This window comes from Candidatus Hecatella orcuttiae (assembly GCF_002009985.1).
GTDB lineage: Archaea > Thermoproteota > Bathyarchaeia > Hecatellales > Hecatellaceae > Hecatella > Hecatella orcuttiae.
Genome location: NZ_MTLX02000002.1, coordinates 122,673 through 144,796, shown reverse-complemented (window position 1 = coordinate 144,796; position 22,124 = coordinate 122,673). Strand labels below are relative to the sequence as shown.

Here is a 22,124-nt window from a genome sequence, read left to right as displayed (position 1 = left end):
TAGCTCATACCGCTTGCATCCAATTGTAAATACGAGACTGGTTTGCATAGGCCTTGACTGTATCACTATGCGATTACTGCCTGTGCAAACCTACTTTTCACATCTGTTATTCTGATTTTCACCTGTTCCCCGCGCTTAGCACTGGCTACAAAAATTATGAATCCTTGAATCCTAGCTACGCCGTCTCCTCGACGGCTCGTTTCGGTTATCGTTACCTCGTACTCTTTCCCAGCTTCAACAGGCGCCGGTTTTCTGAAACTCCTACTTCCAAAATCTCTTTGGTAACTCATGATGCTTTTCACCTCGCTCAATTTAAGTTAGAACATTAAGAAATAGTAGCGAGGTAAAAAGCGGGGCACGCAGTTTAGCCTTCGCCCATTTCCCTAAAGCTAACTCTTAAAATATAGCTAAGCCAAGATATAAACATAGCTAAATGTCTAATTCAAGAGGGTGGGTAAGTGAGAGAAACAATACTCAAGGGGTTAGGCTGTCTTCTTTTGCGTGCATCTATAAGAACGAGTACAGGTTCTTCTTGCTGTCTTCGATTATGTGGACCATGATGGGGCATAGGGTCCACACCCACCATGACATCCGAAGCCTAGGCTTTAAGTTCGCTGGATCCATGTTAGCTCAGGTTTAGCCATACGCCTAAGACAAGTTAGCTAGAAGTCAGGTAAAGGGATACTAGCAGACCAATAAAAAGTACATATTCAGCTCCAGAGTGGTGCGGCCGCCGGGATTCGAACCCGGGTTAGGGGCTTGGAGGGCCCCTGTCCTAGTCCAGGCTAGACCACGGCCGCGACGCTCATTAGCTTGCCCGCGGAATTGTTTGCAGAAGCATGAGGAACTAGCTAGGTTAGTTGATATAAAACTATCGAGTATATTCCTCAGCTGACGTCGGTTCTACTTCCGCATAAGGGGGAGTTTGAAGGCGATTTCCACGTAGATTTCCGGGTCGATTTCCCTCACGGTTCCTTTATCCACGTCGATGATGTAGATGGCGTGGAGGCGTGAGTTTTTTATCTCCTCGCAGCTGACAGGGGGATTCCTGTAGTAAGCGTCGCACAGGGTTTTCACCTCCTTCACTTCGCTCACCCTCCGATATTTGGGCGGCTTCAGGAAAACTGGGGGGATGGGTAAAATATTCGTCGGAGTGGTTCCGAGGACAAACTTGTCGGCGTAGGAGCTGTACCGCGCAATTTTACTGGCCGTTCGAGCTTTATTGTAAGTGTACGGGTCCAAAGCATGCTCCGGCGGGGTGAAGCCTGTTTCGATTTCCAGAATAAGCCGTCCCTCCCCCTTGACAGCGTAAAGGTCGCATGTCAGCCAGTCGTTAAGCTGGTACTCCACCTCCACGCAGTATCCCGCCTTGATGAGATGTTTAGCGCAGACCATCTCCAGCACGGAATGGTTTATCTTCACAAGGTTCTTTTCTCGAAGATCTATCAGTTTATCTTTAACTCTCTTCAACTCCGCGCTAACTTCGCTTTGCTCCCCTTCATTCAGCTTCGCCGTCAATCTTTCAAGGTCTTCGTCGAACCTTTCCATCTTGCTGAATTAGTCTTCAACGAAGGGGAAGATATGTTTTTGCATTGCCCGGCATCAAACTGGGGAATCCGGTCAACCACTGTCGACCGCTTTAGTTAAACAGTTAAGGATGAGTGCAGTGATCTGCATATAACGTTTATCTGCAGAAATCCTTAAACAAAGTAAGGAGGAAAATGCGTGGAAAGAGGCTCTTATCCCCCATGCCCCAACTGCGACGGAGTTCTCATCCCGTTTTCAGCGCTCGGAACCTGGGGCGGGCAGGTGGCAGCGAAGACCTTTGCCCACTGGGTTTGCATCAAATGCGGATTTTACATGGGAACAGGAAGCAAAGCAGGAGGAAACCTCGTAAAAGACCTTGAAATCATGATCTGCGAAGACATCAAAAGAAAAATCGAGAAAGTTATACGGAAATAGACGAGAAACAAGAATCAAACAGGCTTCTTACCCCTCTCAATCAACGGCTCCCCGGCTGTGGCTGCAACATTCTCCATTATCGAACCCCATTTCGGCATAATTTCAGATTCTCCTGGTGAAAATTAAAGAGGAGGCTTCCACCCCTTTACTCGAGAGGTGGCAGCCATGCCCGTGGTAACCAAACTCATCAACCTCCGCAGCAAAGGCGAACTGGACATCATAAACATAACCGACGAAGTCGCTGAAGCTGTGAAGCTTTCAAGGCTGGAAAACGGAGTAGCCACAATCTTCGTCCCCGGCTCCACAGGAGGCCTAACGACTATAGAATACGAACCAGGGCTGCTGAAGGATTTCCCAGCCATGCTGGAGAGGATTGCACCGAAAAACCTCACCTATGAACATGAGAAAAGATGGCATGACGGTAACGGGCATTCTCACGTCCGCGCGTCGCTCGTAGGCCCGAGCTTAGCTGTCCCCTTCGTCGAAAGAAAGCTGACGTTAGGGACGTGGCAGCAAATAGTCTTCATCGAACTGGACATCCACAGCAGAGCACGGCAACTCGTAGTTCAGATAGTGGGAGAATAGCCCCTAACACCCAGGCGAAACAGGGAAACATCCGGGGAACAATTTCCATGGTGGGCCGGGCAGGACTCGAACCTGCGACCTGCGCCGCGTGAGGGCGCCGTCATAGCCAACTAGACCACCGGCCCTAAAACTTAGGCTAAAGTCACGGTTACTGTTTGGCTCCCAGTTCCCTCTTCTTCCATCTGAGGTTGGTGCTGCGGCATTTTCGGCACTTCCAAGCTGCGGGAGAGTTTTTTACTCCGCAGCGGCGGCAGATTTTGTAGTAGAGACGGTGCCTTTGAGCTAGGGTGCGGCTGAAAAAGTCTGTTACAGGCAACTGCCAGCCTCCTATGGGTACACCATCTAGACGGGTTTGTTGAAGCTATATTATCGACTTAAACCTTGCCTTTAAGGCTTTCTAGGTTGGAGGGCCCGGCTGCTACTTCAAGGCTTCAAGGGTGATGAAAGAGTGAGTTTTTTCAATTCCCTCAATCTGGGCTATTGATTGGAGAATTTCGTCGAGACGGCTGGCCTCCGCCACAAAAACCAAGTCCATGTCTCCAGCCACCCTGAACACCTGCCAAACAGGCAGAGATGCAATTTTCTTGTAGGCTTCACTCCTTCTTTGGGGGGATATTTTCAAGAAAACCAAGGCTATGTTGCTGGACAAACCTAAGGTTGTAAGGCCTCGGCTGGTTATCTCCACAAAGCCCCGGCCTGTGCGGATCAGCCCCTGAGACCTTAGCTTTCTCAGATGCAGGTTCAACGCCTGCCTGGTCAATTTAAATTCTTCCGCGAGCTTGCTTTGGTCCACCTCCGCCACGTAGGAATATGAGATTTTCGCCCTTTCGAAGAGCAGTCGAAGAATTTTCAGGGTTTTACCTGTGAGCACCGTTGTTTCAGGCAATTCCTAATACCCTCAATTACTGTTGGCGGGATTTACATTAAAAAAGTTATGGGTTTCCCGACAAAGGCTGCCCGCCTTCCCGGTTTATAAGCAATAAACCGTAGAAAGCTCGCCGACCGTAACGTATTTATCCCTATTCTGTTCTTTGAAATGTGAAAGACATCGATAGCTGCGACGGAGAAATGGAAATGTCAAAGAGCAACCATGTACTAGTAGGCAAAAAACCTGTGATGAGCTACGTGTTGGCTGCGCTAACTCTCCTCCAAGCAGGAGAGCCCCAAGTCTCTATAAAAGCCAGAGGCAGAGCCATAAGCAGAGCTGTAGACGTGGTTGAAATAGTCCGCCGACGTTTTCTCCACGACGTGAAGATCGGAGACGTGAAAATAGGCACTGAGCAGCTGACAGCTGAAGAAGGCGGAGTTCCGACCAACGTAAGCACCATAGAGATATCTCTGGTGAAGTAGTCGAAGACATGCTCAGCCGTTAAACAGTCAAAAATCCACCTTCTCCCTTTTTTCCTGCCCAAGAGGCATTAAACACATAAATAAGTGTCGGATTTCACTTAAGAAAAATCGGGGTGCCTTTTTGAAGGTAAGCTTTCTAGGCTCCGGAGGCCCTTACGTAACCAAGGAAAACAGCTGTCCGAGTATTTTGTTAAACCGAAACATTCTGATGGACTGCGGAAGCGGCTCTCTGAAGAACTTTAAGCTGATGGGCTTCACTTTGGGGCAGCTGGAGAAGGTGATGATAACCCACTTCCACGCTGACCACGTCTGCGATCTTGTCGCTTTGATATGGGCCATGCAGATGGAGGACAGAAAGAAAGCCTTAGAGGTCCTAGGCCACATAGGGGTCAAAGAGATGACTGAAGGTTTTCTTAAGCTTACAAACACTCCAGAAGAATTCATCGCCTATCCCCTCGTCTATAAGCCGCTGAAGGGAACGGAGGACTTGGGTGAAGTTAAAGTGTGCAAAACCGACCACAAACCTACCAACCTAGCGTATCGGGTGGAGCTGGACGGCAGAAGCGTATGTTACACGGGGGACACGGCTTTCCATGAGCCTCTGGCAAAATTCGCCTACAAATGCGACTTGATAATTCATGATGCAGCCTTCTCCGACGAGCAAAGGGACATAGCCCTCATGACTAAGCATTCCACAGCCGGGCAGGCTGGGAGAATCGCTGAGTTGGCTGAGGCGAAGAAACTGGCCCTTTTCCACCTCTTCCCTTTCAACCGGGGTCGGGAGAGTGAAATGGTAAGTCAAGCTGCCAAAGAGTTCAGCGGCGAGGTTTTTGTCGCACAGGATCTTCAGGAGCTGGAACTGTAAAAATCTGCGAAATAAGCCTTTTTCAGATTATCTGAGCAGCGGTAAGCCCAGTTTTATATACGTCGGAGAAAACTATTATTCATCCGGGTTTGCCGTGGTCCCCTCGGGGGATGTGTCTGAGGTTTGCTTTCAAAGATCTGCACTGTGGATCTGAAAAGTGGAATACTCTGCTCTAAATGTGAGGAGAAGGTGAAATCCGGGGAGATTTCTGAATCAGATTTAAAAGTCGCTAAAATCCTCCTAGGCATGGAAGCCAAGTATCCAGCTCTTCAGGACACGTATTTTCACGGCTCTATGGAAGCAGGTAATACCTTGATAGTGCTGGTTAAAAAGGAGGACGTAAACCGTCTTCTCAGCTACGGAGGAAGGTTTCTCAAAGAGCTCTCAGAGCGAACTGGGAAAAAGAGGGTGAGGATCTTGCCCTACAACGAAGAGCCTAGGCGTTTCTTGGAAGAGCTCTTTGCGCCTGCAACGGTTTTAGCTATCAACACTCTTTGGCTTCCCGACGGCTCCATTGAAACCAAGGTGGTCATTCCGAAAAGGGACGCCAGAAAGCTGCCTACTAATGTTGAGCTGCTGAAAGAGTTGGCCAAGAAAATCATGAACATAAGCCTGAGAGTGGAGGTTGAAGGCCAAGTTTTAACTTGGCCGAGTTAGGTCATCTTTTTCCCAGCCTAACGAGTACGTCGAAGGAAACGCCTTTCCTCCTTTTTTCAGGCCTTTCCCCCAGAGTCTTCTTTTTCTTCAAGGTTTTGAGGAACTTTTCCACCTCTTTGAAATCCTTTTCGTAAATGTGTAGGTCGTTGGAGAAGTCCACATAACGGCCTACTTCAAATTTTATGCGCCTGTTTTGAAAGGCTTCGTTAAGGGGCTCCACGATTTTACGCCGGCAGAGTTCGATCAAGGCGTTGACGTTGGCCGACCAAGCGTCAAAGAGGTCTCTAGAACGCCAGCAACTTTGAAGGTTCACCCTGTACCTTCTGCCCGGCTTTTTCTCAGAGTCTGCTGTGGGCACGGTTATCCATAGTCTTTGAAGGCAGGGAGGATTGGCTGATTCTCCATCTACCCAAGCCTGCCATGTGACAGCCTGAAGTCTCCTAGAAAACAGGTCTCCTTCCATGAGGCCTTTCAAAATTCTGTCCATCTGGTCGATAGGCGGAAGCGCAGGCGGCTTGTAGTTCATCAGTCTTTGATGGTAGGTGTAGTGCCATTTTCCCTCTTCCACATAAAAATCCTTGGTTCCTTCTATGATTTCGTCCAGGTAGCCTCCGATGATAGCTTGCTGCCCCACAGCGTCTCCGGCGTGAAGTCGAGGCTCCTTGAGGGGGATGTCCACGACTATGAGGGCTGTGGCTGCTTTGCTGAGCATGTTGACCATTCTGCCTTTCTTGGCCATCTTATACTGGGTCATTTTCTTTATTCCCTGCTTCCAAACGCTGAGCACGGCTTTTTCCCAAGCTTCACCCACCGTCTCAGCTTCAACAGTCAAAACCGGCATGTCTATGGCGGCAACACCCTCCTGGAGAAGCCCTTATTCACCTCCACACCGTTCAATTAAAAATTATCCCCCAGCCGCTGGGAAGCTTTAGGGAGGCTCGATTTTTAGGGGAGTGCTAAAGATAAATTGGAGGAGAACTGTAGCTAAGTGAGAGGCAGGGCGGACTGCTGTGTCCGTGGATAAACTGGGAGACTGGCGTCGAACTCACTACTCATCTGAAATAACCCCCGAACTGGATGGGCAGAAGGTGGTGGTGTTCGGCTGGGTTCAGAGTCTGAGAAACTTAGGGGGAATAAAATTTATCCTCCTGACTGACAGGGAGGGAACTGTTCAGGTCACCGTTCCCCTCAAGGAAGTGAAGCCTGAAATATCCGAGAAAATAGAGCGGCTTGGGAAACAGTACGTTGTCGGAGTGAAGGGAACCGTCAGGGCCAGTGAGAAAGCCCAACAGGGCGTGGAGATCATCCCGGAGGAGTTGAAGATACTCAACTCGGCTAGGCATCCGCTGGCCTTAGACCCCACGGGGAGGGTTCCCGCTGACTTGGATGTGAGGCTTAACGCCCGAATTCTCGACCTTCGCAGGGCGGAAAATTTAGCGGTCTTCAAGATAAACCATCACGTCATCAAGGCTATAAGGGAGTTTTTAGATGGAAAAGGTTTCATCGAAGTTCAGACTCCGAAGATTATCGCCACCGCCACCGAGGGAGGCGCCTCCCTCTTTCCCGTGGTTTACTTTGACAGGGAAGCCTTCCTAGCTCAAAGCCCCCAGCTCTATAAGGAACAGCTGACCTCCGTCATGGAGAAGGTATACGAAATAGCCGCCTATTTCAGGGCTGAAGAATCTCGGACGGTGAGGCATACCGCGGAGTTCATTTCCGTCGACATCGAGCAAGCCTTCGCCAACGGGGATGACGTCATGAAAACCCTCGAAGAGCTTACGGTTTACGTGGTCAAGCATGTGATGGATAAATGCGGGGAAGAGTTGAAGCTGTTGAACAGGCAGCTTCAGATTCCAAGCGTTCCCTTCCCCCGGTACACCTACGATGAGGTGTTGGAGCTTTTGAAGGAAAGAGACTTCCACGTTTCCTGGGGTGAAGACCTGCCTACTCCAGCCCTCCGGATGTTAGGCGACCTCAACCCGCACACCTACTACTTCATCACAGACTGGCCTACCGAGGCTAAGGCTTTCTACATCAAACCTAGGGATGACAAGCCTGAAATCTGCGAAGGCTTCGACTTCATGTACAGCTGGATTGAGCTGGCCTCAGGCGGCACTCGGATCCATGATAAAAACCTCTTGGTGGAACGGCTTCGTCAGCAAGGGTTAAACCCTGAAAGCTTTGAACACCACCTGAAAGTCTTCGACTACGGCATGCCTCCCCATGCTGGCTGGGGGTTGGGGCTTGGCAGGCTGCTGATGGTTCTCACGGGAAAAGAAAACGTCAGGGAATGCATCCTCTTCCCCCGGGACCGAGATAGACTTACCCCATGAACATACGCGAGCGGCTGCAGGCCTTGGCTTCTTCAGCCTTAAAAAAGCAGAACGTCGAAGACTTGGTGGCTGAGATAGATAGGCTGAAGAAGCTTCCCGTCAGAAACGTGGTTGATGCGAGGATAAGAACGTTTCAGAGGTTGAAGGAATGCGGCGACGGTGAAAAGTTTTCTGAGCTCTGCTTCTGCATACTCACCGCTAACTCCTCAGCGAGGCTGGGGATGAAAATACAGCAGGTGTTAGGCGAAGACTTTCTAAGGCTTCCTGAGGGGGATTTGGCTGAGAGGCTGAAGAGGCTAGGCCACAGATACTACAATAAAAGAGCGGAGTTCATCATAAAAGCCAGAAGGTTCAAGAACATAGGAGCCATCCTCTCCCGGTTTTCCAGCTCAGCTGAGGCTAGGGCGTGGCTGGCGAGAAATGTTCAAGGCTTAGGCTTCAAGGAAGCAAGCCACTTCCTCCGAAACCTAGGCTACCTAGACTTGGCAATCTTGGACAGACATATTCGGAGACTTATGGAGCAATACGGCCTAACGGAAGGTACGCCTAAAACCCTAACAGCGAAAACCTACCTAGAACTGGAAAAGAGGCTGAAAAAAGTGGCTGAAAGAGTAGGTATGCCGGTGGGGCAGCTGGATCTTTATCTCTGGTATGTGAAAACCGGCGAGGTACTGAAATAGGTTGAAGCCCAGAAGCGTGCCCAGCGAGCAGAATTCAGGCTCCCACCCTGTTGTCCTGTTAATTTTATGGTGGGCCGGGCAGGATTCGAACCTGCGACCATCGCCTCGTAAAGGCGATATCATAGCCGCTAGACCACCGGCCCCCGGGAGCCTCAAGACTTTTCCTTTCTTTTAGATGAGAGAGCTTGGTTTAAATTTTCAGAGATTTCCCTGTGAAGTTTTCGAAACCTCCCCAAGGCGGGATGGTTCTCCCCTAGGCTTCGGGACAGCTCCTTTAAGGCTTCTTCGAAATCTATGACCTTATTTCTCATCACCAACTTGTCAGCGTAGGCGATGATTTTCTCCTCCCAAGTCTGGGGGATGAAGTCCCGAGCTGGGAGACCCAGCTCCGCAGCTTCTTCAGCTGGAATGCCTGCGCCCACGTGTCTTTCCACGATGTTCACGAGAGGCTGAGGTAGACCCAGCGTCCGAGAGATCTCCCCTCCTATGAAGCCGTGTTTCACACCGTGGGTTCTGCATCTTCCCAAGTCGTGGAGAAGCCCACCTGCCTCCACCAGCTTCAAATTCACCTCCAACCCCCTACTGCGAAGCGTTTCAGCCAGCTTCAGCGCTAACTTGGTCACTGCCCTTGCATGGTTTATGACCTCTTCAGAGCATCCCACCTTTTTCAGAATAGCCTCCGCTTCCTTCCTGCCGGGAAGATTATTCACGTTCCATCTCCTCTTTCAGCTTCCTGATTTCTCTTTCCAGAACCTCAAGGACGGCTGTGTTGTCGAAATGTTCAAGAGGTCCCCCGCATTTGGGGCAACGGAAAAAGGACTCCACAGCCTCTTCGAAGGCAATCTTTCCGCAAGGGCCATTAACGCAACGGTAAAAGTCATGGCTTTTTTCGTAGGCGAGTTTTTCCTCCAACTTTTCCAGAACTCTCTTCTTCTGGCTTCGGATTAGACTCTCCAGACGGTCAGGTTGAAGCATCCAGTAGTATATCAGCCACCCACTGTTCTTGTCCTGAACGCTTTCCGAGGAGACAAGGGAGAAACTCCGCAGCTTGAAAAGGATCTTCCTAACCTCGTTGAGGTTGACCCCCGTCGCCTTGGTTATGTCGTCCTCCGTCGCCCGCCCCATCTTCTTCAACTGCCGAGCTATCTTGACAGCTTCTTCCCCTCCCAGCTTGAAGATCACTTCGAAAAGCCTAGACTCGCTCATAGGATGCCACGCTCGGAAGGGCGGGAATAGAGATGGAGGCGAACACGTCCACAGCCTATGTCAGCTCCAAGGCTTTTCCAAGCAAAGACTTAAACACGCGTCTGAATATCAATAGAAAGATAGACTTTTAGAACATTTAACTCTAACTAATTCTCAGAAACAAAAAACAACACTCCAAGCGAGGCCGTAAGTGATGGAGCCTCCGCAGACTCAGCCTCCCCCTAAAATAGTGGTTTTACGGTGGGGGCACAGACCTCGAGACTACAGGGTTACAACCCATGTGGCATTGACAGCGAGAGCCCTAGGCGCTGAAGGAATCATCGTAAGCGACGTTCAAGATGAGAACATTCGAAAGTCCGTGGATAAAATAGTCAAACGGTGGGGAGGCCCCTTCTTCATCGAAATGGGAACTCCTTGGAAGAAGGCTGTGGAAGACTGGAGAGCCCAGGGTGGCCTCGTGGTCCATCTGACCGTCTACGGGAGAAACCTCACCCCTGAGGTTCTCGGCGAAATAAAAGCCCGCGGAAAGCCTATCATGGTCATAGTAGGATCTCAGAAGGTTCCAGTTTCCTTTTTCTCAGAGAAAATTTCAGATTTCAACGTTGCCGTGGGAAATCAGCCCCACTCAGAAATCTCCAGTCTAGCCGTGTTCTTGGACAGGTATTTTGAGGGAAAAGAATTGGAGAAACAATTTGAGGGCGGTGAGCTTAGGATAATCCCTCAACACCGCGGCAAGAAAATCGTTAAAATCAGACCTTAACGGCCTCGAGCATCTTGCCTCCGATATTTTCCACACGGCCCTTTATCTTGTCCATCAAATAATCGGCTGACTCTACTTCCAGCAGAATTGTTTTCCCCTGAAAGTCTTGGTTAAGGACCGTGGAGAATCTTCGGATGTTGGATATGAGAGAGAGGGAGGCGGAGTTCAGAGGAAGCTCGAAAGATGCTTTGAGAAAGTTTCTAAGATGATCGCTGACAGCTTCCTTCAGCTCCTCCAAATTCCAACCGTAGAGGGCGCTTATGAGGAGGGGGTTGGGCGCCAAATCCCTGAGATGTTCCACCATGTTTCTAGCCTCAGCTTCCCCGACCAAGTCGGCTTTGTTAAGGGCCACGATCATGGGTGTGGAGGCTGCGCCGATTTCTCGGAGAGTATCCAAGCAGCATTTCAGCTTCCTTCTCACCTCCTCAACGCTTTCACTGCAGTCTACCACCAAGATGATGAGGCTGGAGAACACAGTTTCCTCCAACGTCGACTTGAAGGCTTCGATGAGGGTCAGAGGCAGGCGGTCGATGAAGCCTACGGTGTCCACCAGCATGGCTTTCTTGCCCCTAAAACTTACAGAGGAAATCTTCGGGGACAGGGTTGTGAAGAGGCTGCCTGTGACTTTCTCTTTTCCCCCGGCCAGAGCATTAAACAGGGTGCTTTTACCCGCAGCGGTGTAGCCGCTGAGGGAGACGGTGGGAAAGCCTAAGACTTCCCTCCGCAGTCTTTTGAAGGTTCTTTCCTTTCTGATTTTCCTAAGCTCAGCCTCTATGCGGGAAACCCGTCTTCTGATGGCGTCGTAATAGACGTTAACCTCGTACTTTCCCAAGCCGTGGAAACCCGGCTGCTCGCCTTTCTTAGCCAGTCTGACTTTTTCCTTAGCTCTAGCCAACTCATATCGGAGGCGGGCCAGCTCTATTTGGAGATTAGCCTCCCTGGTGGAGGCATGCTGGGTGAAGACTTCCAGAATAAGCTGAAACTTGCTCACAACCTCCACGCCTGTCAGCTTGGCCAAATTATAAGCCTGAACAGGTTTCAGTTCGTTTTCAAAAACCACCCTCTCAGCGCCCAGCTCTTTGACCATTCTAGCCAGCTCTTCAGCCTTCCCACGGCCTATCTGAAAACGGGAGTCCAGCCCCCTAACCTGTTCCAGCCTGCCTAAAACTTGATGGCCGGCAGCTTCAGCTAGGCTTTCCAGTTCGTGAAGAAGGCTTTTCTCCCCGTGCAGCCTCCGCTCAACCAGAATGAGCCTCTGACCTGCCACTCTTTTTTCCCCTGTTCTCAAAGACAGCTATATCGCCTAAGGTAAGTTCCAAGGTTTTAGACTGAAGGGGAGCTGGGCTTGATGGGAGGGAAGCCGTTTGAGTCAGGAGGGGAAAACCGAAAATGTGCTGCAGCTTTTTCGCAACCTCCAAGCTTGGGACCACTTTCTCGGTTTCAACCTTTCCTATAAAGGAGGCTTTTTCGTTAATCCGACGGGCTAGTTCTTCTTGAGACCAGCCTCGCGCCTCTCTAGCTCTCTTGATCTTCTGGCCGTAATCCTCCACCATCACGTAGTCTTCTTCCTCAATCTTGACCCTTCCAGCTCTTCCCGGTTTAGAGGAAAAAGTCTTGGGGCTGGGTCTCCCTCTTTCCCCCCATGTGGAGGAGGCATGCTTGGCGCAGTCATCGCAAACCTGCAACAAGGCGCCTTCGATGACGGCCCTTCTCGGCTGGCTGCGAATGGTTCGACCGCAAACCTCACAGAGCATGATACATTTACCCTTATGCATGAAGGGTTTGGGAGAAATTTAAAGCTTCCAGCCCCTACGCCGTCTGTCCTCGACCTCGACGGACTCGAACGGCTTTCCCACATTGGAAAGCCACCATCTCAACTCCGCTGAGAAGGGCCTTACCCACGGCGAGGAGTTCACCGTCCTCATCGACCACAGCAACTTCATCCTGAGGTCTGATAGCTGGGTCGGCGTCCTTTACATGCTTGGCGAAGACGGTTCGACCTTGCCTTATCAACTCCGCTACATCGTTTTGCACAGTTACCCTAAACCTAGGAGGCTTGAACGCCTCCAGTAGTCTTTTGAAGCCCTCCAATGTGAGAGCGAAGGTTCCGGAGGTCGCCCTCAAAGAGGCAAGAAGCCTACCCTTCCAGATGACCTCCCTGACTTTCCCTGTTCTCTTAGAGTGTCTTATGGTTACTCCTTCGGGAAACAGCGCCTTACCGGCTCCCCGGCTGAACTGGTAGTTGGCTATGCTTCTGATCTTTTGAAGGGCATCCTCCGGCATGGAAGCTACCTCAACACTCTGAATTTAAATATTTTTACCCTTCCGCCTATAAACTAATGTGAGAGGAGAGTAAGTGTGAGGCGGTTCAGTCCCCGGGAGCTCAAGCGAATGATGGACAGGATGGGAATGAGCACCCAAAGCATGCCTGAGGTGAAGGAGGTCATCTTCAGGACGGCTGACAAGGAGTTGGCGGTTCAAAATCCTTCCGTGACTGTCATAGAAGTCCAAGGTCAGAAACTCTTCCAAGTCGTGGGTGAAGGCTTAGAAGAAAGGGCACTTCCCTCCGGCGAGCCCCAGTCCGCCAAGGCTTTTCAGGTCCCCGACGAAGACGTTCAGCTGGTGGCTCAGCAAGCTGGAGTAAGCTTGGAAGAAGCCCGGAGGGCGTTGGAGGAAACCCAAGGCAACCTAGCTCAGGCGATACTTCTTTTAACCTCTAGAAAGCAGTAGGGGCGGCGGCTGCACGCTCAGCTTCTTCAGCAGCATGAATTCTTTTAATGCGTTTCAGCCTGAAAAAATCTTCTCTAGCCCGTTCTTCTAGGTGCATTTGGATGAATCGGATGGTGTTTTCAAATTTTGGAATGATGATGTTCTCCAGGGCGTTGACTCTCCGTTTGGTCATGGTTATGACTTCCGCCAGTCTTTTAACGGCTGTTTCAATTTCAGCCAGCTGGACCATAAGCCCTAAGGCTTCCTCCATGGCTTTCAGGGCGTCATCCAAGGAGGCGGAGGTTTCGGGGATATCATACCACCAACGTTCCTGAGGCCTTTCCTTGACTTTCAGCTCAAAGAAGGGAAGCGTGACTCCTATGATGTTTCGGCTTCTCTCTACCACGTCGAAGCGGTCTGGAACACCGTAGGACAGACCGTGCAGCCTACCTGAGCCTAAGGCCAGCTGGGCGCTTAGGAAGCTTTTGAAGGCTTCCTCCAGCCGTTTCACCATTTTCCCTCGCAGGGGGGCTATATCCCTCAGGGCGTCAAAGAAGTGGAGAAGCAGCGCGTCCCTCTTTTCGACGAGAAGGTCATGGCCCCGCCGGGCTAGCTTAACTCTTCTCCTGAGCAAAAGTAGCTCAAACCTTGTGGCATGAACTCCCGGGATGATTTCTGTTGACAGGGAACACCACCGCCCTTCTCCACGCCTAGAGGCAGCTACTCGTTTTTGTTTTATCTTCTTTTAAATCTTTAAGAGTTTTCCTCCTTTGGAAAGTCATGCTTCTTTATCTGCCTCCATTCCTCCATTAAAGCCTCATAGATCTCATCGGAATCTACTATGACTTCAAACCTGCCTAAGAGTTCCGATATCTTCTGGGCGATGACGTGATAGCACAGAGATGTCTCACCGTCTAGAACCCTGAAATAGAAATCGTCACAGCTGCAATAGTTAACGGAGGGCAGAACTTGGTAGTCTCTTTCCTTTCCCACCACCACCCAGACCACGCGTCCGCTGGGCTCGAAGATGTATTTTTTAACCGCCCCATCCTCTAAGGCTTTCAAGGCGTTTTCACCCCGCTTGCCGAAGGTTCTCACCAGCAGCTGTTTCTGCCTCTTGGTAAGGCCTCCTTGCGCTTTGAGTTCTTCGCAGAGGGTCTGAAGAGCTTTTACTTCGTCCTTTGACGTGGCCGATCCCCGCTATGCTTAAAATGGGCTTTGTCTCTTTAAGACTGTAGCTTTTACTTTAGCATCCGCGATTGGTGTGAAACTTGATTCGCCCCTATGTCCCTTGGCCTGCTCTCTTGGTGGGCGGCCGTGAGCGGGTGCTGATCGTCAGCGACCTTCACTTGGGATTTGAATTTGAGCTGGCCGGGTTGGGGATAAACCTCCCTTCTCAGAGTAGGAAGCTGATGGACAGCCTCCTTCTGCTTCTTGAGAAAGCTAAACCCCGCCGCCTCATAATTCTGGGCGACTTCAAACACGGCATCCCTCAGGTTTCACCCCAAGAGTGGAGGGACATTCCTGAGTTCCTTGAGGGAGTGAAGAGGAAAGTTCCTCGGCTTCAGCTCATCGTGGGAAACCATGATGTGGGAATAGAGCCTTTCCTAGGCTCAGGAGTGGAACTGGTCTCCAGCAGAGGTCTCATTCTGAGGGAAAAACAGAAGATAGGGCTTTTCCACGGACATGCTTGGCCTTCCCCAAAACTCTTTGAGGCTGAGTATTGGGTGATAGGCCACAACCACCCCGCGGTTCAGTTTAGAGGACTTTTCGGCTTCAGAACCTTGAAGCCTGCGTGGATTAAGGTGCCCATAAACCGTAGGAAGCTGGTTAAATCTTTTCTCCACCATAGAAACATAGAAGTGGGAGAGAAGGGAAACCCTGAGAGGGTTTTCAGGGATAAGTTCGGCGTTCAAGCTCACTGTACCAAGCTTATCGTCATGCCTGCCTTCAACGACTTATTAGGGGGCTTGGCCGTTAACGCAGTCGACCCCCAGGAGCTGATAGGCCCCATCATGCGCTCTGAAGGAGTGCTTGTTCCTAAGGCGGAGGTTTTCCTCACAGACGGAACTTTCCTCGGAGCTTTAAAGAGCCTAAGGGAATACGCCTGAAAACCCGGCTAAATTGATTTATGCGATAGGTAAGCATATTAATTTCCTCCCCCTAAATGTTAGGGGAAAATACGCTTTGAAGCTAAAGACCGACGTCACCATCGTGGGCGCAGGGTCTGCCGGCCTCTTCGCAGCCTTGGAGCTCGCTGAAAAAAGTAAGCTGAAAGTTCTGGTGGTGGACGAAGGGGACGAACCTCTGAAGAGGGTTTGCCCCGACCAGGTTTACAAGGGGTGCGCCAACTGTGTTCCTTGCCATGTTCTCTGCGGGGTTGGAGGCGCAGGAACCCTTTCCAGTGGAAGACTGAATCTGAGAATCGACGTAGGCGGAGACCTGGCGCCCTTGGTGAAGAGTGAGAAAGAAGCCTGGAGCCTAATCGAACATGTGGATAAGACCTTCTTACGCTATGGGTGCCCCAACAGGCTCTACAGCCCAAGCCCGAAACAGGCGGAGGAATTGGAGAGAAAAGCGGCGGCTGCCGGAGTTAAATTCCTCTCCATACCCCAGAGGGAAATAGGCACCGACAACGCTCCCAAGGTTATTCAAAACTTCATGGAAGACTTGATGAGGAAGGGAGTTCAGTTTCTCCTCAGAAAAAGGGCCTTAAAACTGGAGAAGGGACTGGTGGAGCTGGCTGGGGGTGGAGTCATTGAAAGTAAATACGTACTAGCTGCACCGGGTCGAAGCGGCCAGAACTGGTTGGCGGAAGAGGCTAAGAGGCTTAAGATTCCCACCCGCCATGAGCCCATCGACATAGGGGTGAGGGTGGAGGTTCCGGCGGTCATCATGGAGCCTGTGACCAGCATCAGCCGCGACCCCAAGTTTCACATCTACACTGAGCAATACGACGATTTCCTCAGGACTTTCTGCGTAAACCACCGAGGCTTCGTTTGTTTGGAGGTCTACGACGAGGAAGGAGTCGTAGGAGTGAACGGTCATTCCATGGAGAACTCCCAGTCCTCCAATACCAACTTCGCCTTTTTGGTGAAGGTAAACCTAACCCAGCCCTTGGAGGATACCTCCGCCTTCGGCCGCACCATAGCAGCCCAAACCACTCTGCTGGGAGGCGGGAGGCCGCTCATCCAAAGGCTGGGCGACTTGGAAAACGGTCGGAGGTCTACGTGGGACAGGATCGAACGGAGCCATGTTAAGCCCACCTTGAAAACGGTGACCCCTGGGGACATAGGCATGGCCATGCCCCACAGGATTGTGAGGGACATCATCGAGGGTCTTCAGAAACTTGACAAGGTGATACCGGGAGTAGCTTCTCCGTCCACCCTCCTCTACGCTCCGGAAGTAAAGTTTTCAGCCAATCGAATCTACACAAACAAGGAGCTGGAAACCCCTGTGGAAAATCTTTTCGTAGCCGGAGACGGCGCAGGGCTGTCCCGCGGAATCGTCATAGCCGCCGCCACCGGAATCATCGCCGCGCAGGGAATCCTTAGAAAAGAAGGCGTAGACTTGGCTAAATCTGAAGTTTAACCGTCGGACGCAGGCTTTGTTCTAAGTTTTTCAGGGACGAGCCGGCTTAGGTAGCTATGTGAATTCCTCCATGAGCCCCTCTAACCGCTGGAGTTCGATTTTCTGCTTTACCAGCGGCCCGTCCTTGAGGGCTGGGAATTGCTCTTCGAAAGTCGGTCTTCCTTCCTTGTAAAATACGCCTACGGGGATCCTGTCCCCCCACTCTTGAGCTTTCTTGAAGGCGCTAAACCTGTCGGCGGAATCGTAGGTTTTCTCCTCCTCAAGTTTGTAGATTCTCTTCCTATACCAAGCGAAGGTGTTCAGGTAGTTGAAGGTGACACAGGGTTGGAGAATGTCAACTAAGGCGAAGCCTCGATGCCGGATTGCCTCTTTGAGCACGTGGACAAGGTGAGGGATGTCACCTGAGAAGCTTCTGGCGACAAAACTTGCCCCCAACGCCAAAGCCAGTGCTATAGGATTCAGGGGAGGGGCGACAACCCCTCGGGGGGTGGTTTTCGTCACGAATCCCAGGTCGCTGGTGGGCGAAGCCTGACCTTTAGTCAACCCGTAGATTTGGTTGTTGTGCACAAGATATTTCACACCCACGTTTCTCCTTATGGTGTGGATGAGATGGTTTCCGCCTTCTCCATACCCGTCTCCGTCTCCCCCCACAGCGAAGACATGCAGCCTATGATTCGCCAGCTTGGCGGCGGTGGCCACTGGCAAGGTTCTACCGTGTAAACCGTTGAAGGTATTACACTTCATGTAATGTGGCAGCTTCCCAGCCTGTCCGATGCCTGAAACTATCAGAACTTCATAGGGAGCGATGCCAAGGTCAACAAGCGCCTTCTTTAACGCGGTGAGTATTCCGAAGTTGCCGCATCCCGGACACCAAGCGGTCTCTCCTCCACGGTAGTCTTCAAGCTTTACCATCCTAGGATGCCACCTCCCTTTTGAAAGCTTCCACGATGAAGCTGGCTGTGAGAGGCCGGCCGTCATATCTGAGAATTTTACCCGTCATCTGAATTCCTGTTTCAGCTCTGATGACTCTTGACAACTGGCTTGTGGCATTGCTTTCAACCATGATCCTCCTCTCCGCACCCTTCAACGCCTCCATGGTGGCAGCCGCTGGGAAAGGCCAGAGGCCGTTGAAATGAAGCATCCTAACCTCAAACCCTTCACCGTTCAGACGGTCTACAGCTTCCCTTATCGCACCGTAAGAGGAACCCCAACCCAGCAGAACTGTTCCCGCCTTCTCAGAACCGTAGGTGAGAGGGGTCATCTCCTTTTCTAGTCCTCTCGTCTTCCAAACTCTCTTTTCAACCATTTTAACACGGACTTCGGCGGACTCGGTGATGTGGCCGTCTTCCGTATGCTCGTCGCTGTCCGTCACCACCAGCACCCTTGGGTACCCGGGGAGAGCGCGGGGGGAGATCCCTGACTCCGTCAACTTATGGCGAGCGTAGTCTTTAATCTTGGAAGCCTCCTCCTCTGAGAGTAGCTCTCCTCTGTCGATGGTTATCTTAGAAAGGTCGAAGCGTTCCACCGTCCAATAGGAGTCCGCCAGATACTGGTCGGTCAGCACCACCACGGGAATCTGGTACCTCTCAGCTATGTTGAAAGCCTTGCTCATGAGGTAGAAGGCGTCTTCAGCGTCGCGTGGAGCTAGAACAGCTCGGGCGAACTCCCCCTGCGCAGCGTGGATGACGAACTCTAACTCACCCTGCTCCGTCCTAGTAGGAAAACCTGTAGCCGGACCCGGCCGTTGGCCCAGCACCACCACCACCGGGGTTTCAGTCATGCCGGCTAAACCGAAGGCTTCCACCATCAGGGAGAAGCCTCCCCCGGAGGTAGCGGTCATGGCTCTAACTCCTGCGAAGGAAGCGCCCACTGCCATGTTGAGGGCGGCAATCTCATCTTCCGCCTGCTCCACTACAAGCTTGAGAACAGCTGATTTACTTTGCATGTATTGGAGTATCCCAGTGGAAGGCGTCATAGGGTAGCCGCTCATGAATTTACATCCCGCAGCCAACGCTCCCAACGCCACAGATTCAGCCCCGTTGATCAGCATCCTTCGAGGACGTTGGGTGGGTTTCAATTCAACCTCCAAGCTCCCTTTGAAATTTTCCTCTGCGTACTTGTAGCCCGCCTCCGCAGCCCTAACGTTGTCCTCCGCGATCTTCCTGCTCTTCGCTTGGAAAGCCTCCGTCAACACAGCTCGCAAAATGCTGAAATCATAGCGGACAAGACTGAGGGCTGCGCCGATGGCCACCGTATTACTGAACATGCTTCTACCAGCAGCCTCTGAGGCCAGATGCTCAAAAGGGACGTCGAAAAAGCAAGGTTCCCTTGCCTCCACTCCCGTCTTTTCCCCGTCGAACACCGCAACTCCTTTCGCCGTGAGAGCTTTTGAATGTAGATCGACGGTCCGACTATCTAGGGCTATCAACAAATCTACTTTCTCGGAAGTGCCGTAGATTGGGTTCTCAGACACGCGAATATGGAAGAAATTATGGCCTCCCCGGATCCTTGACTCATAATCTTGAGAAGCGTGCACGTAGAGGCCACCCCTTGCCAAGGTTTTCGCCAGAATATATCCGACGGTTTGAACACCCTGACCGGCGGCTCCGCCGGCTCTGAAATTAAACTCAACCATGTTTCCCTGCACCTGTTTAACCATATAAGGATAGTTTTGAATTGGGCTAAAAATTAAATTTTAGGAAGGAGTGATGCCTTTTTGATGATGTAGCATTGGTTACTGAAACGTTGAAAATAGCCCCCAGCGTCTACTGGGTAGGAGTCAATGACACTGTGACGAGGCTTTTCGAAGGCCTCTGGGACGTTTCGGAAGGTGTCTCCTACAACTCTTACTTAGTGGTAGGTTCGAAGAACATAGCGTTAATCGACTCGGTGGGGTCAAGGTTCGAGGAAGAGCATCTGGCTAAAATAGAGCAAGTTATCGACCCAGCGGAGATAGAGTACCTCATCCTCAACCACATGGAGCAAGACCACACGGAAGCTGTGCCCAAACTTTTGCAGAAGGCACCGAAAGCCAAAGTAGTACTCACGCCCATGGCCTTTTCGATGCTCAAGGCCTTCTACCATCTCGAGCCCCAAACTCTCATCGTCCGAGGAGACAGCACCCAAATCGATCTGGGAGGAAAATCTCTCAGGTTCGTTCCAACACCGTTCCTCCACTGGCCGGAGACCATGAGCACGTATCTCGCCGAGGAAAAAATCCTTTTCAGCTGCGACCTTTTCGGATCCTTCAAGCGTCTTCCTGAAAAAGCCATTTTAGATGCTGATATTCAAGATGTTGAACGGTATATTCAGGAAGCCTCTAGGGAGTATTTCGCAGGAGTCATCAGCAGGTACAGGGAGTACGTGCTGAAGGCTGTGGAGAAGTTCAAAGCTTTAGGGCTTGAGTTCGAGGTGTTGGCGCCAAGCCACGGCCCAGTCTACACCGCTCACAGAGAGGAGGTTATAAGCCTCTGGTCATCTTGGAGCAGACCGGACTATGCCAGAAAAGTGGTCATAGCCGTTGGCTCCATGTACGGGACAACTTTCAAACTCGTGGAAGCTCTGGTAGAAGGCGTCGAAGAAGCAGGCGGCGAAGCAGTAGTCTGCAATCTGGTTGAGGATGCTCCTGCAAAGACGCTGGGAGCCCTATTAGACGCTCCAGCTCTCATCGTTGGCACCCCCACCTATGAACACGGCCTTTTCCCTCCCGTCGCCCATTTTCTCCGCCTTCTGGAAAGTAAGAAGCTGACAGGAAGGGTTGCAGGGGCCTTCGGAAGTTTCGGTTGGTCTCGGGGAGGAGTTAAAAAACTGGTGGAACGGCTTAATGCCTTAGGCTTTAGATTGGTGGGAAACCCCTTGGAGGTGAGGGGCAGCCCTCTCTCGGAGGACCTAGAAAAGGCTAGGGTTATGGGAAGAAGGGTGGCAGACATCGCCTTCTATGAAGGCGGGAAACACGGGTTTCCGAAGGTTTAGAAGGTGTTACTCTTCTACCCAAGAAATGGCCTGCACAGGGCAGCCGTTTATGGCATCCTCGATGCTCTGCTCATCAGCGCCCTCAGGATTCTTTACGTAAGCCTTACCTTCACTGTCCAGTTCAAAAACCTCAGGGGCTATCCCCACACATACCGCGTGTCCTTCGCACTTAGACCGGTCGACTTTGGGTTTCTTCAATTCAACCGCCAATAGGTCTCATCTGAAATAATTAAGCTTTTCTAACCCCAACAGAGAAATGGCGCGTGAAACCTAGGTCCGCGGAACAGAATCCTTATTTTGGGGTTAGCGTTTCAAAATAAGCGCATTATGGATGTCAATCCCCCCGGGCGGTTTGAATGTTTAAAGACCTCTACGAGGCATGGCGTAAGGAAAGCGAAACCGAAGAACTCAGCCCGTTGAATTCGGATTTCTACGCAAAACTTAGCTCTTATTTGAAAAAGCTTGATGATGAAGTCAAAGACCTAGACAAAGGGTCTCTCAAAGCGCGCTTAAAAATAAAAGAAAAAAATAAAGCAACCCTCCTAGCCTCAGACCTAATTCACCTCCGACTAAAAAAAATGGCTGAATCGATTCTGCTTTCAGATAAAAAAACCTTGAAGCCGCCTTTGGGTGAAGAAGAAAAAGCCGTTTACGAGGAATTGCAGGACGCTGCCAAGATTTTTTCTAGGTTAAAAGCAACTCTTGAAAAGGGAGAGATTTCTCCTAGGGCAGAAGAAGGACGGGGAGGGGTTTTTATCCGTTTTCTTAAGGAGTCCCCAGCTTTGGTAGGGGCTGACCTGAGGGCCTACGGGCCCTTTGAGGTTGAAGATGTAGCCTGCCTTCCTCCGGAAATAGCAGAAGGATTAATTAAATACGGAGTAGCTAAAAGGGTGGAACTATCATGAGGTTTCCGAAGAGCGTGAACGTTTACTGCCCCCGATGTAGAAAACACACTGCTCATTCCCTCTCCCTTTACAAGAAAGGGAAAGAAAGAGCCCTCTCCGCCGGGGCGAGACATCATGAAAGAGATAAGCACGGCTACGGTGGACAGAAATTTCCCGAACTCAAAAGAACGAGTAAAACGACCAAGAAGGCAGTGGTGAAACTGACCTGCAAGCAGTGCGGCTATACGCTTCAAAAACGCGGCATAAGGCTGAGGAAAGTTGAAGTAACATGAGGGGAATGCTCGTGGTTAAAAGAGGCGAGTTGATACCTAAGCCTGAAAGTCTCTTTGTGAAAGTGAAATGCCCTGACTGCGGCAACGAGCAGATAACTTTCAACAAGGCCTCCATCACGGTGAACTGCAACGTATGCGGAGCGGTCTTGGGGGAGCCGAAGGGAGGGAAACTAGTCCTCAAGGGAGAAATCGTGGAAAGATTGGGATGAACAGCGGAAATGCCTGTTTCGGGCGCATGGTATTTTCTGGAAGAGACAACAATTATGGGAGTTTGAGC

General features: G+C 51.1%; 31 protein-coding genes and 3 tRNA genes. 16 read left to right on the top strand and 18 right to left on the bottom strand.

Annotation, left to right across the window (positions count from 1 at the left end):
* Window positions 1-65 precede the first annotated feature (65 nt).
* Window positions 66-290, bottom strand: a complete 225-nt coding sequence (locus tag BWM17_RS00880; RefSeq protein ID WP_309491991.1) for a TRAM domain-containing protein — start codon at window positions 288-290, stop codon at window positions 66-68.
* 143 nt (window positions 291-433) lie between these two features.
* Here BWM17_RS00880 and BWM17_RS00875 point away from each other — a divergent pair, with 143 nt between their 5' ends.
* Window positions 434-640: a hypothetical protein gene (locus BWM17_RS00875; RefSeq protein WP_309491990.1), complete on the top strand. Its 207-nt coding sequence runs from the start codon at window positions 434-436 to the stop codon at window positions 638-640.
* A gap of 82 nt (window positions 641-722) precedes the next feature.
* On the opposite strand, the gene BWM17_RS00870 is transcribed toward BWM17_RS00875, so the two are convergent.
* Both BWM17_RS00870 and BWM17_RS00865 read right to left on the bottom strand, forming a co-directional pair.
* Window positions 723-800, bottom strand: a tRNA-Gly gene (locus tag BWM17_RS00870).
* Between the two features lie 103 nt (window positions 801-903).
* Complete coding sequence (locus BWM17_RS00865; RefSeq protein WP_309491989.1) at window positions 904-1,548, bottom strand: hypothetical protein; 645 nt, start codon at window positions 1,546-1,548, stop codon at window positions 904-906.
* A 177-nt stretch (window positions 1,549-1,725) separates the two neighbouring features.
* On the opposite strand from BWM17_RS00865, the gene BWM17_RS00860 reads away from it, so the two are divergent.
* Both BWM17_RS00860 and BWM17_RS00855 read left to right on the top strand, forming a co-directional pair.
* Window positions 1,726-1,962, top strand: coding sequence for a hypothetical protein (locus tag BWM17_RS00860; RefSeq protein ID WP_309491988.1), 237 nt, complete (start codon window positions 1,726-1,728; stop codon window positions 1,960-1,962).
* Between the two features lie 165 nt (window positions 1,963-2,127).
* Window positions 2,128-2,547, top strand: coding sequence for a secondary thiamine-phosphate synthase enzyme YjbQ (locus BWM17_RS00855; protein WP_309491987.1), 420 nt, complete (start codon window positions 2,128-2,130; stop codon window positions 2,545-2,547).
* 48 nt (window positions 2,548-2,595) lie between these two features.
* On the opposite strand, the gene BWM17_RS00850 is transcribed toward BWM17_RS00855, so the two are convergent.
* The 3 genes from BWM17_RS00850 to BWM17_RS00840 all read right to left on the bottom strand — a co-directional run bounded on the left by BWM17_RS00850 (window position 2,596) and on the right by BWM17_RS00840 (window position 3,433).
* Window positions 2,596-2,672, bottom strand: a tRNA-Val gene (locus BWM17_RS00850).
* Between the two features lie 23 nt (window positions 2,673-2,695).
* Window positions 2,696-2,863 carry a 50S ribosomal protein L40e gene (locus tag BWM17_RS00845; RefSeq protein ID WP_309491986.1) on the bottom strand — a complete coding sequence of 56 codons (168 nt, stop codon included), beginning with the start codon at window positions 2,861-2,863 and terminating at the stop codon, window positions 2,696-2,698.
* Between the two features lie 102 nt (window positions 2,864-2,965).
* Complete coding sequence (locus tag BWM17_RS00840; protein ID WP_309491985.1) at window positions 2,966-3,433, bottom strand: Lrp/AsnC family transcriptional regulator; 468 nt, start codon at window positions 3,431-3,433, stop codon at window positions 2,966-2,968.
* A gap of 188 nt (window positions 3,434-3,621) precedes the next feature.
* On the opposite strand from BWM17_RS00840, the gene albA reads away from it, so the two are divergent.
* From albA to BWM17_RS00825, 3 genes are all read left to right on the top strand, one after another.
* On the top strand, window positions 3,622-3,897 hold the full coding sequence (gene albA / locus BWM17_RS00835; RefSeq protein WP_342766484.1) for a DNA-binding protein Alba: 276 nt from the start codon (window positions 3,622-3,624) through the stop codon (window positions 3,895-3,897).
* A gap of 121 nt (window positions 3,898-4,018) precedes the next feature.
* The gene (locus tag BWM17_RS00830) at window positions 4,019-4,762 is read left to right on the top strand and encodes an MBL fold metallo-hydrolase (RefSeq protein WP_309491983.1); all 744 of its coding nucleotides are present in this window, start codon (window positions 4,019-4,021) and stop codon (window positions 4,760-4,762) included.
* Between the two features lie 123 nt (window positions 4,763-4,885).
* Complete coding sequence (locus tag BWM17_RS00825; protein ID WP_309491982.1) at window positions 4,886-5,419, top strand: hypothetical protein; 534 nt, start codon at window positions 4,886-4,888, stop codon at window positions 5,417-5,419.
* 1 nt (window position 5,420) lies between these two features.
* Here BWM17_RS00825 and BWM17_RS00820 read toward each other — a convergent pair whose 3' ends face one another.
* Window positions 5,421-6,260 carry a thymidylate synthase gene (locus tag BWM17_RS00820; protein WP_309491981.1) on the bottom strand — a complete coding sequence of 280 codons (840 nt, stop codon included), beginning with the start codon at window positions 6,258-6,260 and terminating at the stop codon, window positions 5,421-5,423.
* A 169-nt stretch (window positions 6,261-6,429) separates the two neighbouring features.
* Here BWM17_RS00820 and aspS point away from each other — a divergent pair, with 169 nt between their 5' ends.
* Both aspS and BWM17_RS00810 read left to right on the top strand, forming a co-directional pair.
* A complete protein-coding gene (gene aspS, locus BWM17_RS00815; protein ID WP_309491980.1) occupies window positions 6,430-7,752 on the top strand; it encodes an aspartate--tRNA(Asn) ligase in 1,323 nt (440 codons plus the stop codon).
* On the top strand, window positions 7,749-8,432 hold the full coding sequence (locus tag BWM17_RS00810; protein WP_309491979.1) for an N-glycosylase/DNA lyase: 684 nt from the start codon (window positions 7,749-7,751) through the stop codon (window positions 8,430-8,432). The genes aspS and BWM17_RS00810 overlap by 4 nt, the downstream gene beginning before the upstream one ends.
* 67 nt (window positions 8,433-8,499) lie before the next feature.
* Here the strand turns inward: BWM17_RS00810 and BWM17_RS00805 are convergent.
* The 3 genes from BWM17_RS00805 to BWM17_RS00795 all read right to left on the bottom strand — a co-directional run bounded on the left by BWM17_RS00805 (window position 8,500) and on the right by BWM17_RS00795 (window position 9,638).
* Window positions 8,500-8,575: transfer RNA gene (locus BWM17_RS00805), tRNA-Val, on the bottom strand.
* Between the two features lie 9 nt (window positions 8,576-8,584).
* Window positions 8,585-9,142 carry a TIGR00295 family protein gene (locus BWM17_RS00800; protein ID WP_309491977.1) on the bottom strand — a complete coding sequence of 186 codons (558 nt, stop codon included), beginning with the start codon at window positions 9,140-9,142 and terminating at the stop codon, window positions 8,585-8,587.
* Window positions 9,135-9,638 (bottom strand): hypothetical protein, encoded by a 504-nt coding sequence (locus BWM17_RS00795; protein ID WP_309491976.1) that lies wholly within the window; start codon window positions 9,636-9,638, stop codon window positions 9,135-9,137. The genes BWM17_RS00800 and BWM17_RS00795 overlap by 8 nt, the downstream gene beginning before the upstream one ends.
* A gap of 193 nt (window positions 9,639-9,831) precedes the next feature.
* Here BWM17_RS00795 and BWM17_RS00790 point away from each other — a divergent pair, with 193 nt between their 5' ends.
* Window positions 9,832-10,398, top strand: coding sequence for a tRNA (cytidine(56)-2'-O)-methyltransferase (locus BWM17_RS00790; protein WP_309491975.1), 567 nt, complete (start codon window positions 9,832-9,834; stop codon window positions 10,396-10,398).
* Here BWM17_RS00790 and hflX read toward each other — a convergent pair.
* The 3 genes from hflX to BWM17_RS00775 are packed head-to-tail and all read right to left on the bottom strand — an operon-like array spanning window position 10,388 to window position 12,681.
* On the bottom strand, window positions 10,388-11,686 hold the full coding sequence (hflX, locus tag BWM17_RS00785) for a GTPase HflX (protein ID WP_309491974.1): 1,299 nt from the start codon (window positions 11,684-11,686) through the stop codon (window positions 10,388-10,390). The genes BWM17_RS00790 and hflX overlap by 11 nt on opposite strands.
* A complete protein-coding gene (locus BWM17_RS00780; protein ID WP_309491973.1) occupies window positions 11,637-12,152 on the bottom strand; it encodes a multiprotein bridging factor aMBF1 in 516 nt (171 codons plus the stop codon). The genes hflX and BWM17_RS00780 overlap by 50 nt, the downstream gene beginning before the upstream one ends.
* A 55-nt stretch (window positions 12,153-12,207) precedes the next feature.
* Entirely contained in the window at window positions 12,208-12,681 is a 474-nt protein-coding gene (locus tag BWM17_RS00775; RefSeq protein WP_309491972.1) for a PUA domain-containing protein, read from the bottom strand.
* 75 nt (window positions 12,682-12,756) lie between these two features.
* Between BWM17_RS00775 and BWM17_RS00770 the strand changes: the two genes are divergently transcribed.
* Entirely contained in the window at window positions 12,757-13,128 is a 372-nt protein-coding gene (locus BWM17_RS00770; RefSeq protein WP_309491971.1) for a nascent polypeptide-associated complex protein, read from the top strand.
* On the opposite strand, the gene BWM17_RS00765 is transcribed toward BWM17_RS00770, so the two are convergent.
* Both BWM17_RS00765 and BWM17_RS00760 read right to left on the bottom strand, forming a co-directional pair.
* A complete protein-coding gene (locus tag BWM17_RS00765) occupies window positions 13,115-13,777 on the bottom strand; it encodes a V-type ATP synthase subunit D (protein ID WP_309492370.1) in 663 nt (220 codons plus the stop codon). The two genes, BWM17_RS00770 and BWM17_RS00765, sit on opposite strands and share 14 nt — an antisense overlap.
* 83 nt (window positions 13,778-13,860) lie before the next feature.
* Window positions 13,861-14,205, bottom strand: coding sequence for a hypothetical protein (locus BWM17_RS00760; RefSeq protein ID WP_309491970.1), 345 nt, complete (start codon window positions 14,203-14,205; stop codon window positions 13,861-13,863).
* Between the two features lie 173 nt (window positions 14,206-14,378).
* Here BWM17_RS00760 and BWM17_RS00755 point away from each other — a divergent pair, with 173 nt between their 5' ends.
* Both BWM17_RS00755 and BWM17_RS00750 read left to right on the top strand, forming a co-directional pair.
* Window positions 14,379-15,218, top strand: coding sequence for a metallophosphoesterase (locus BWM17_RS00755; protein ID WP_309491969.1), 840 nt, complete (start codon window positions 14,379-14,381; stop codon window positions 15,216-15,218).
* Window positions 15,219-15,294: 76 nt separating this feature from the next.
* Window positions 15,295-16,698 (top strand): NAD(P)/FAD-dependent oxidoreductase, encoded by a 1,404-nt coding sequence (locus tag BWM17_RS00750; RefSeq protein WP_309491968.1) that lies wholly within the window; start codon window positions 15,295-15,297, stop codon window positions 16,696-16,698.
* A gap of 54 nt (window positions 16,699-16,752) precedes the next feature.
* On the opposite strand, the gene BWM17_RS00745 is transcribed toward BWM17_RS00750, so the two are convergent.
* Entirely contained in the window at window positions 16,753-17,610 is an 858-nt protein-coding gene (locus BWM17_RS00745) for a 2-oxoacid:ferredoxin oxidoreductase subunit beta (protein WP_309491967.1), read from the bottom strand.
* Window position 17,611: 1 nt separating this feature from the next.
* On the bottom strand, window positions 17,612-19,333 hold the full coding sequence (locus tag BWM17_RS00740) for a 2-oxoacid:acceptor oxidoreductase subunit alpha (RefSeq protein ID WP_309491966.1): 1,722 nt from the start codon (window positions 19,331-19,333) through the stop codon (window positions 17,612-17,614).
* 95 nt (window positions 19,334-19,428) lie between these two features.
* Here BWM17_RS00740 and BWM17_RS00735 point away from each other — a divergent pair, with 95 nt between their 5' ends.
* Window positions 19,429-20,670 carry an FprA family A-type flavoprotein gene (locus tag BWM17_RS00735; protein ID WP_309491965.1) on the top strand — a complete coding sequence of 414 codons (1,242 nt, stop codon included), beginning with the start codon at window positions 19,429-19,431 and terminating at the stop codon, window positions 20,668-20,670.
* A gap of 6 nt (window positions 20,671-20,676) precedes the next feature.
* On the opposite strand, the gene BWM17_RS00730 is transcribed toward BWM17_RS00735, so the two are convergent.
* Window positions 20,677-20,880 carry a ferredoxin gene (locus BWM17_RS00730; protein WP_309491964.1) on the bottom strand — a complete coding sequence of 68 codons (204 nt, stop codon included), beginning with the start codon at window positions 20,878-20,880 and terminating at the stop codon, window positions 20,677-20,679.
* A gap of 146 nt (window positions 20,881-21,026) precedes the next feature.
* Here BWM17_RS00730 and BWM17_RS00725 point away from each other — a divergent pair, with 146 nt between their 5' ends.
* From BWM17_RS00725 to BWM17_RS00715, 3 genes are read left to right on the top strand one after another with little or no spacing between them, the layout of a single operon-like run.
* The gene (locus BWM17_RS00725; RefSeq protein ID WP_309491962.1) at window positions 21,027-21,575 is read left to right on the top strand and encodes a hypothetical protein; all 549 of its coding nucleotides are present in this window, start codon (window positions 21,027-21,029) and stop codon (window positions 21,573-21,575) included.
* Window positions 21,572-21,847 (top strand): 50S ribosomal protein L44e, encoded by a 276-nt coding sequence (locus BWM17_RS00720; RefSeq protein WP_309491961.1) that lies wholly within the window; start codon window positions 21,572-21,574, stop codon window positions 21,845-21,847. Before BWM17_RS00725 ends, BWM17_RS00720 begins: the two co-directional genes overlap by 4 nt.
* Before the next feature lie 11 nt (window positions 21,848-21,858).
* Window positions 21,859-22,056: a 30S ribosomal protein S27e gene (locus BWM17_RS00715; protein ID WP_309491960.1), complete on the top strand. Its 198-nt coding sequence runs from the start codon at window positions 21,859-21,861 to the stop codon at window positions 22,054-22,056.
* Window positions 22,057-22,124 lie beyond the last annotated feature (68 nt).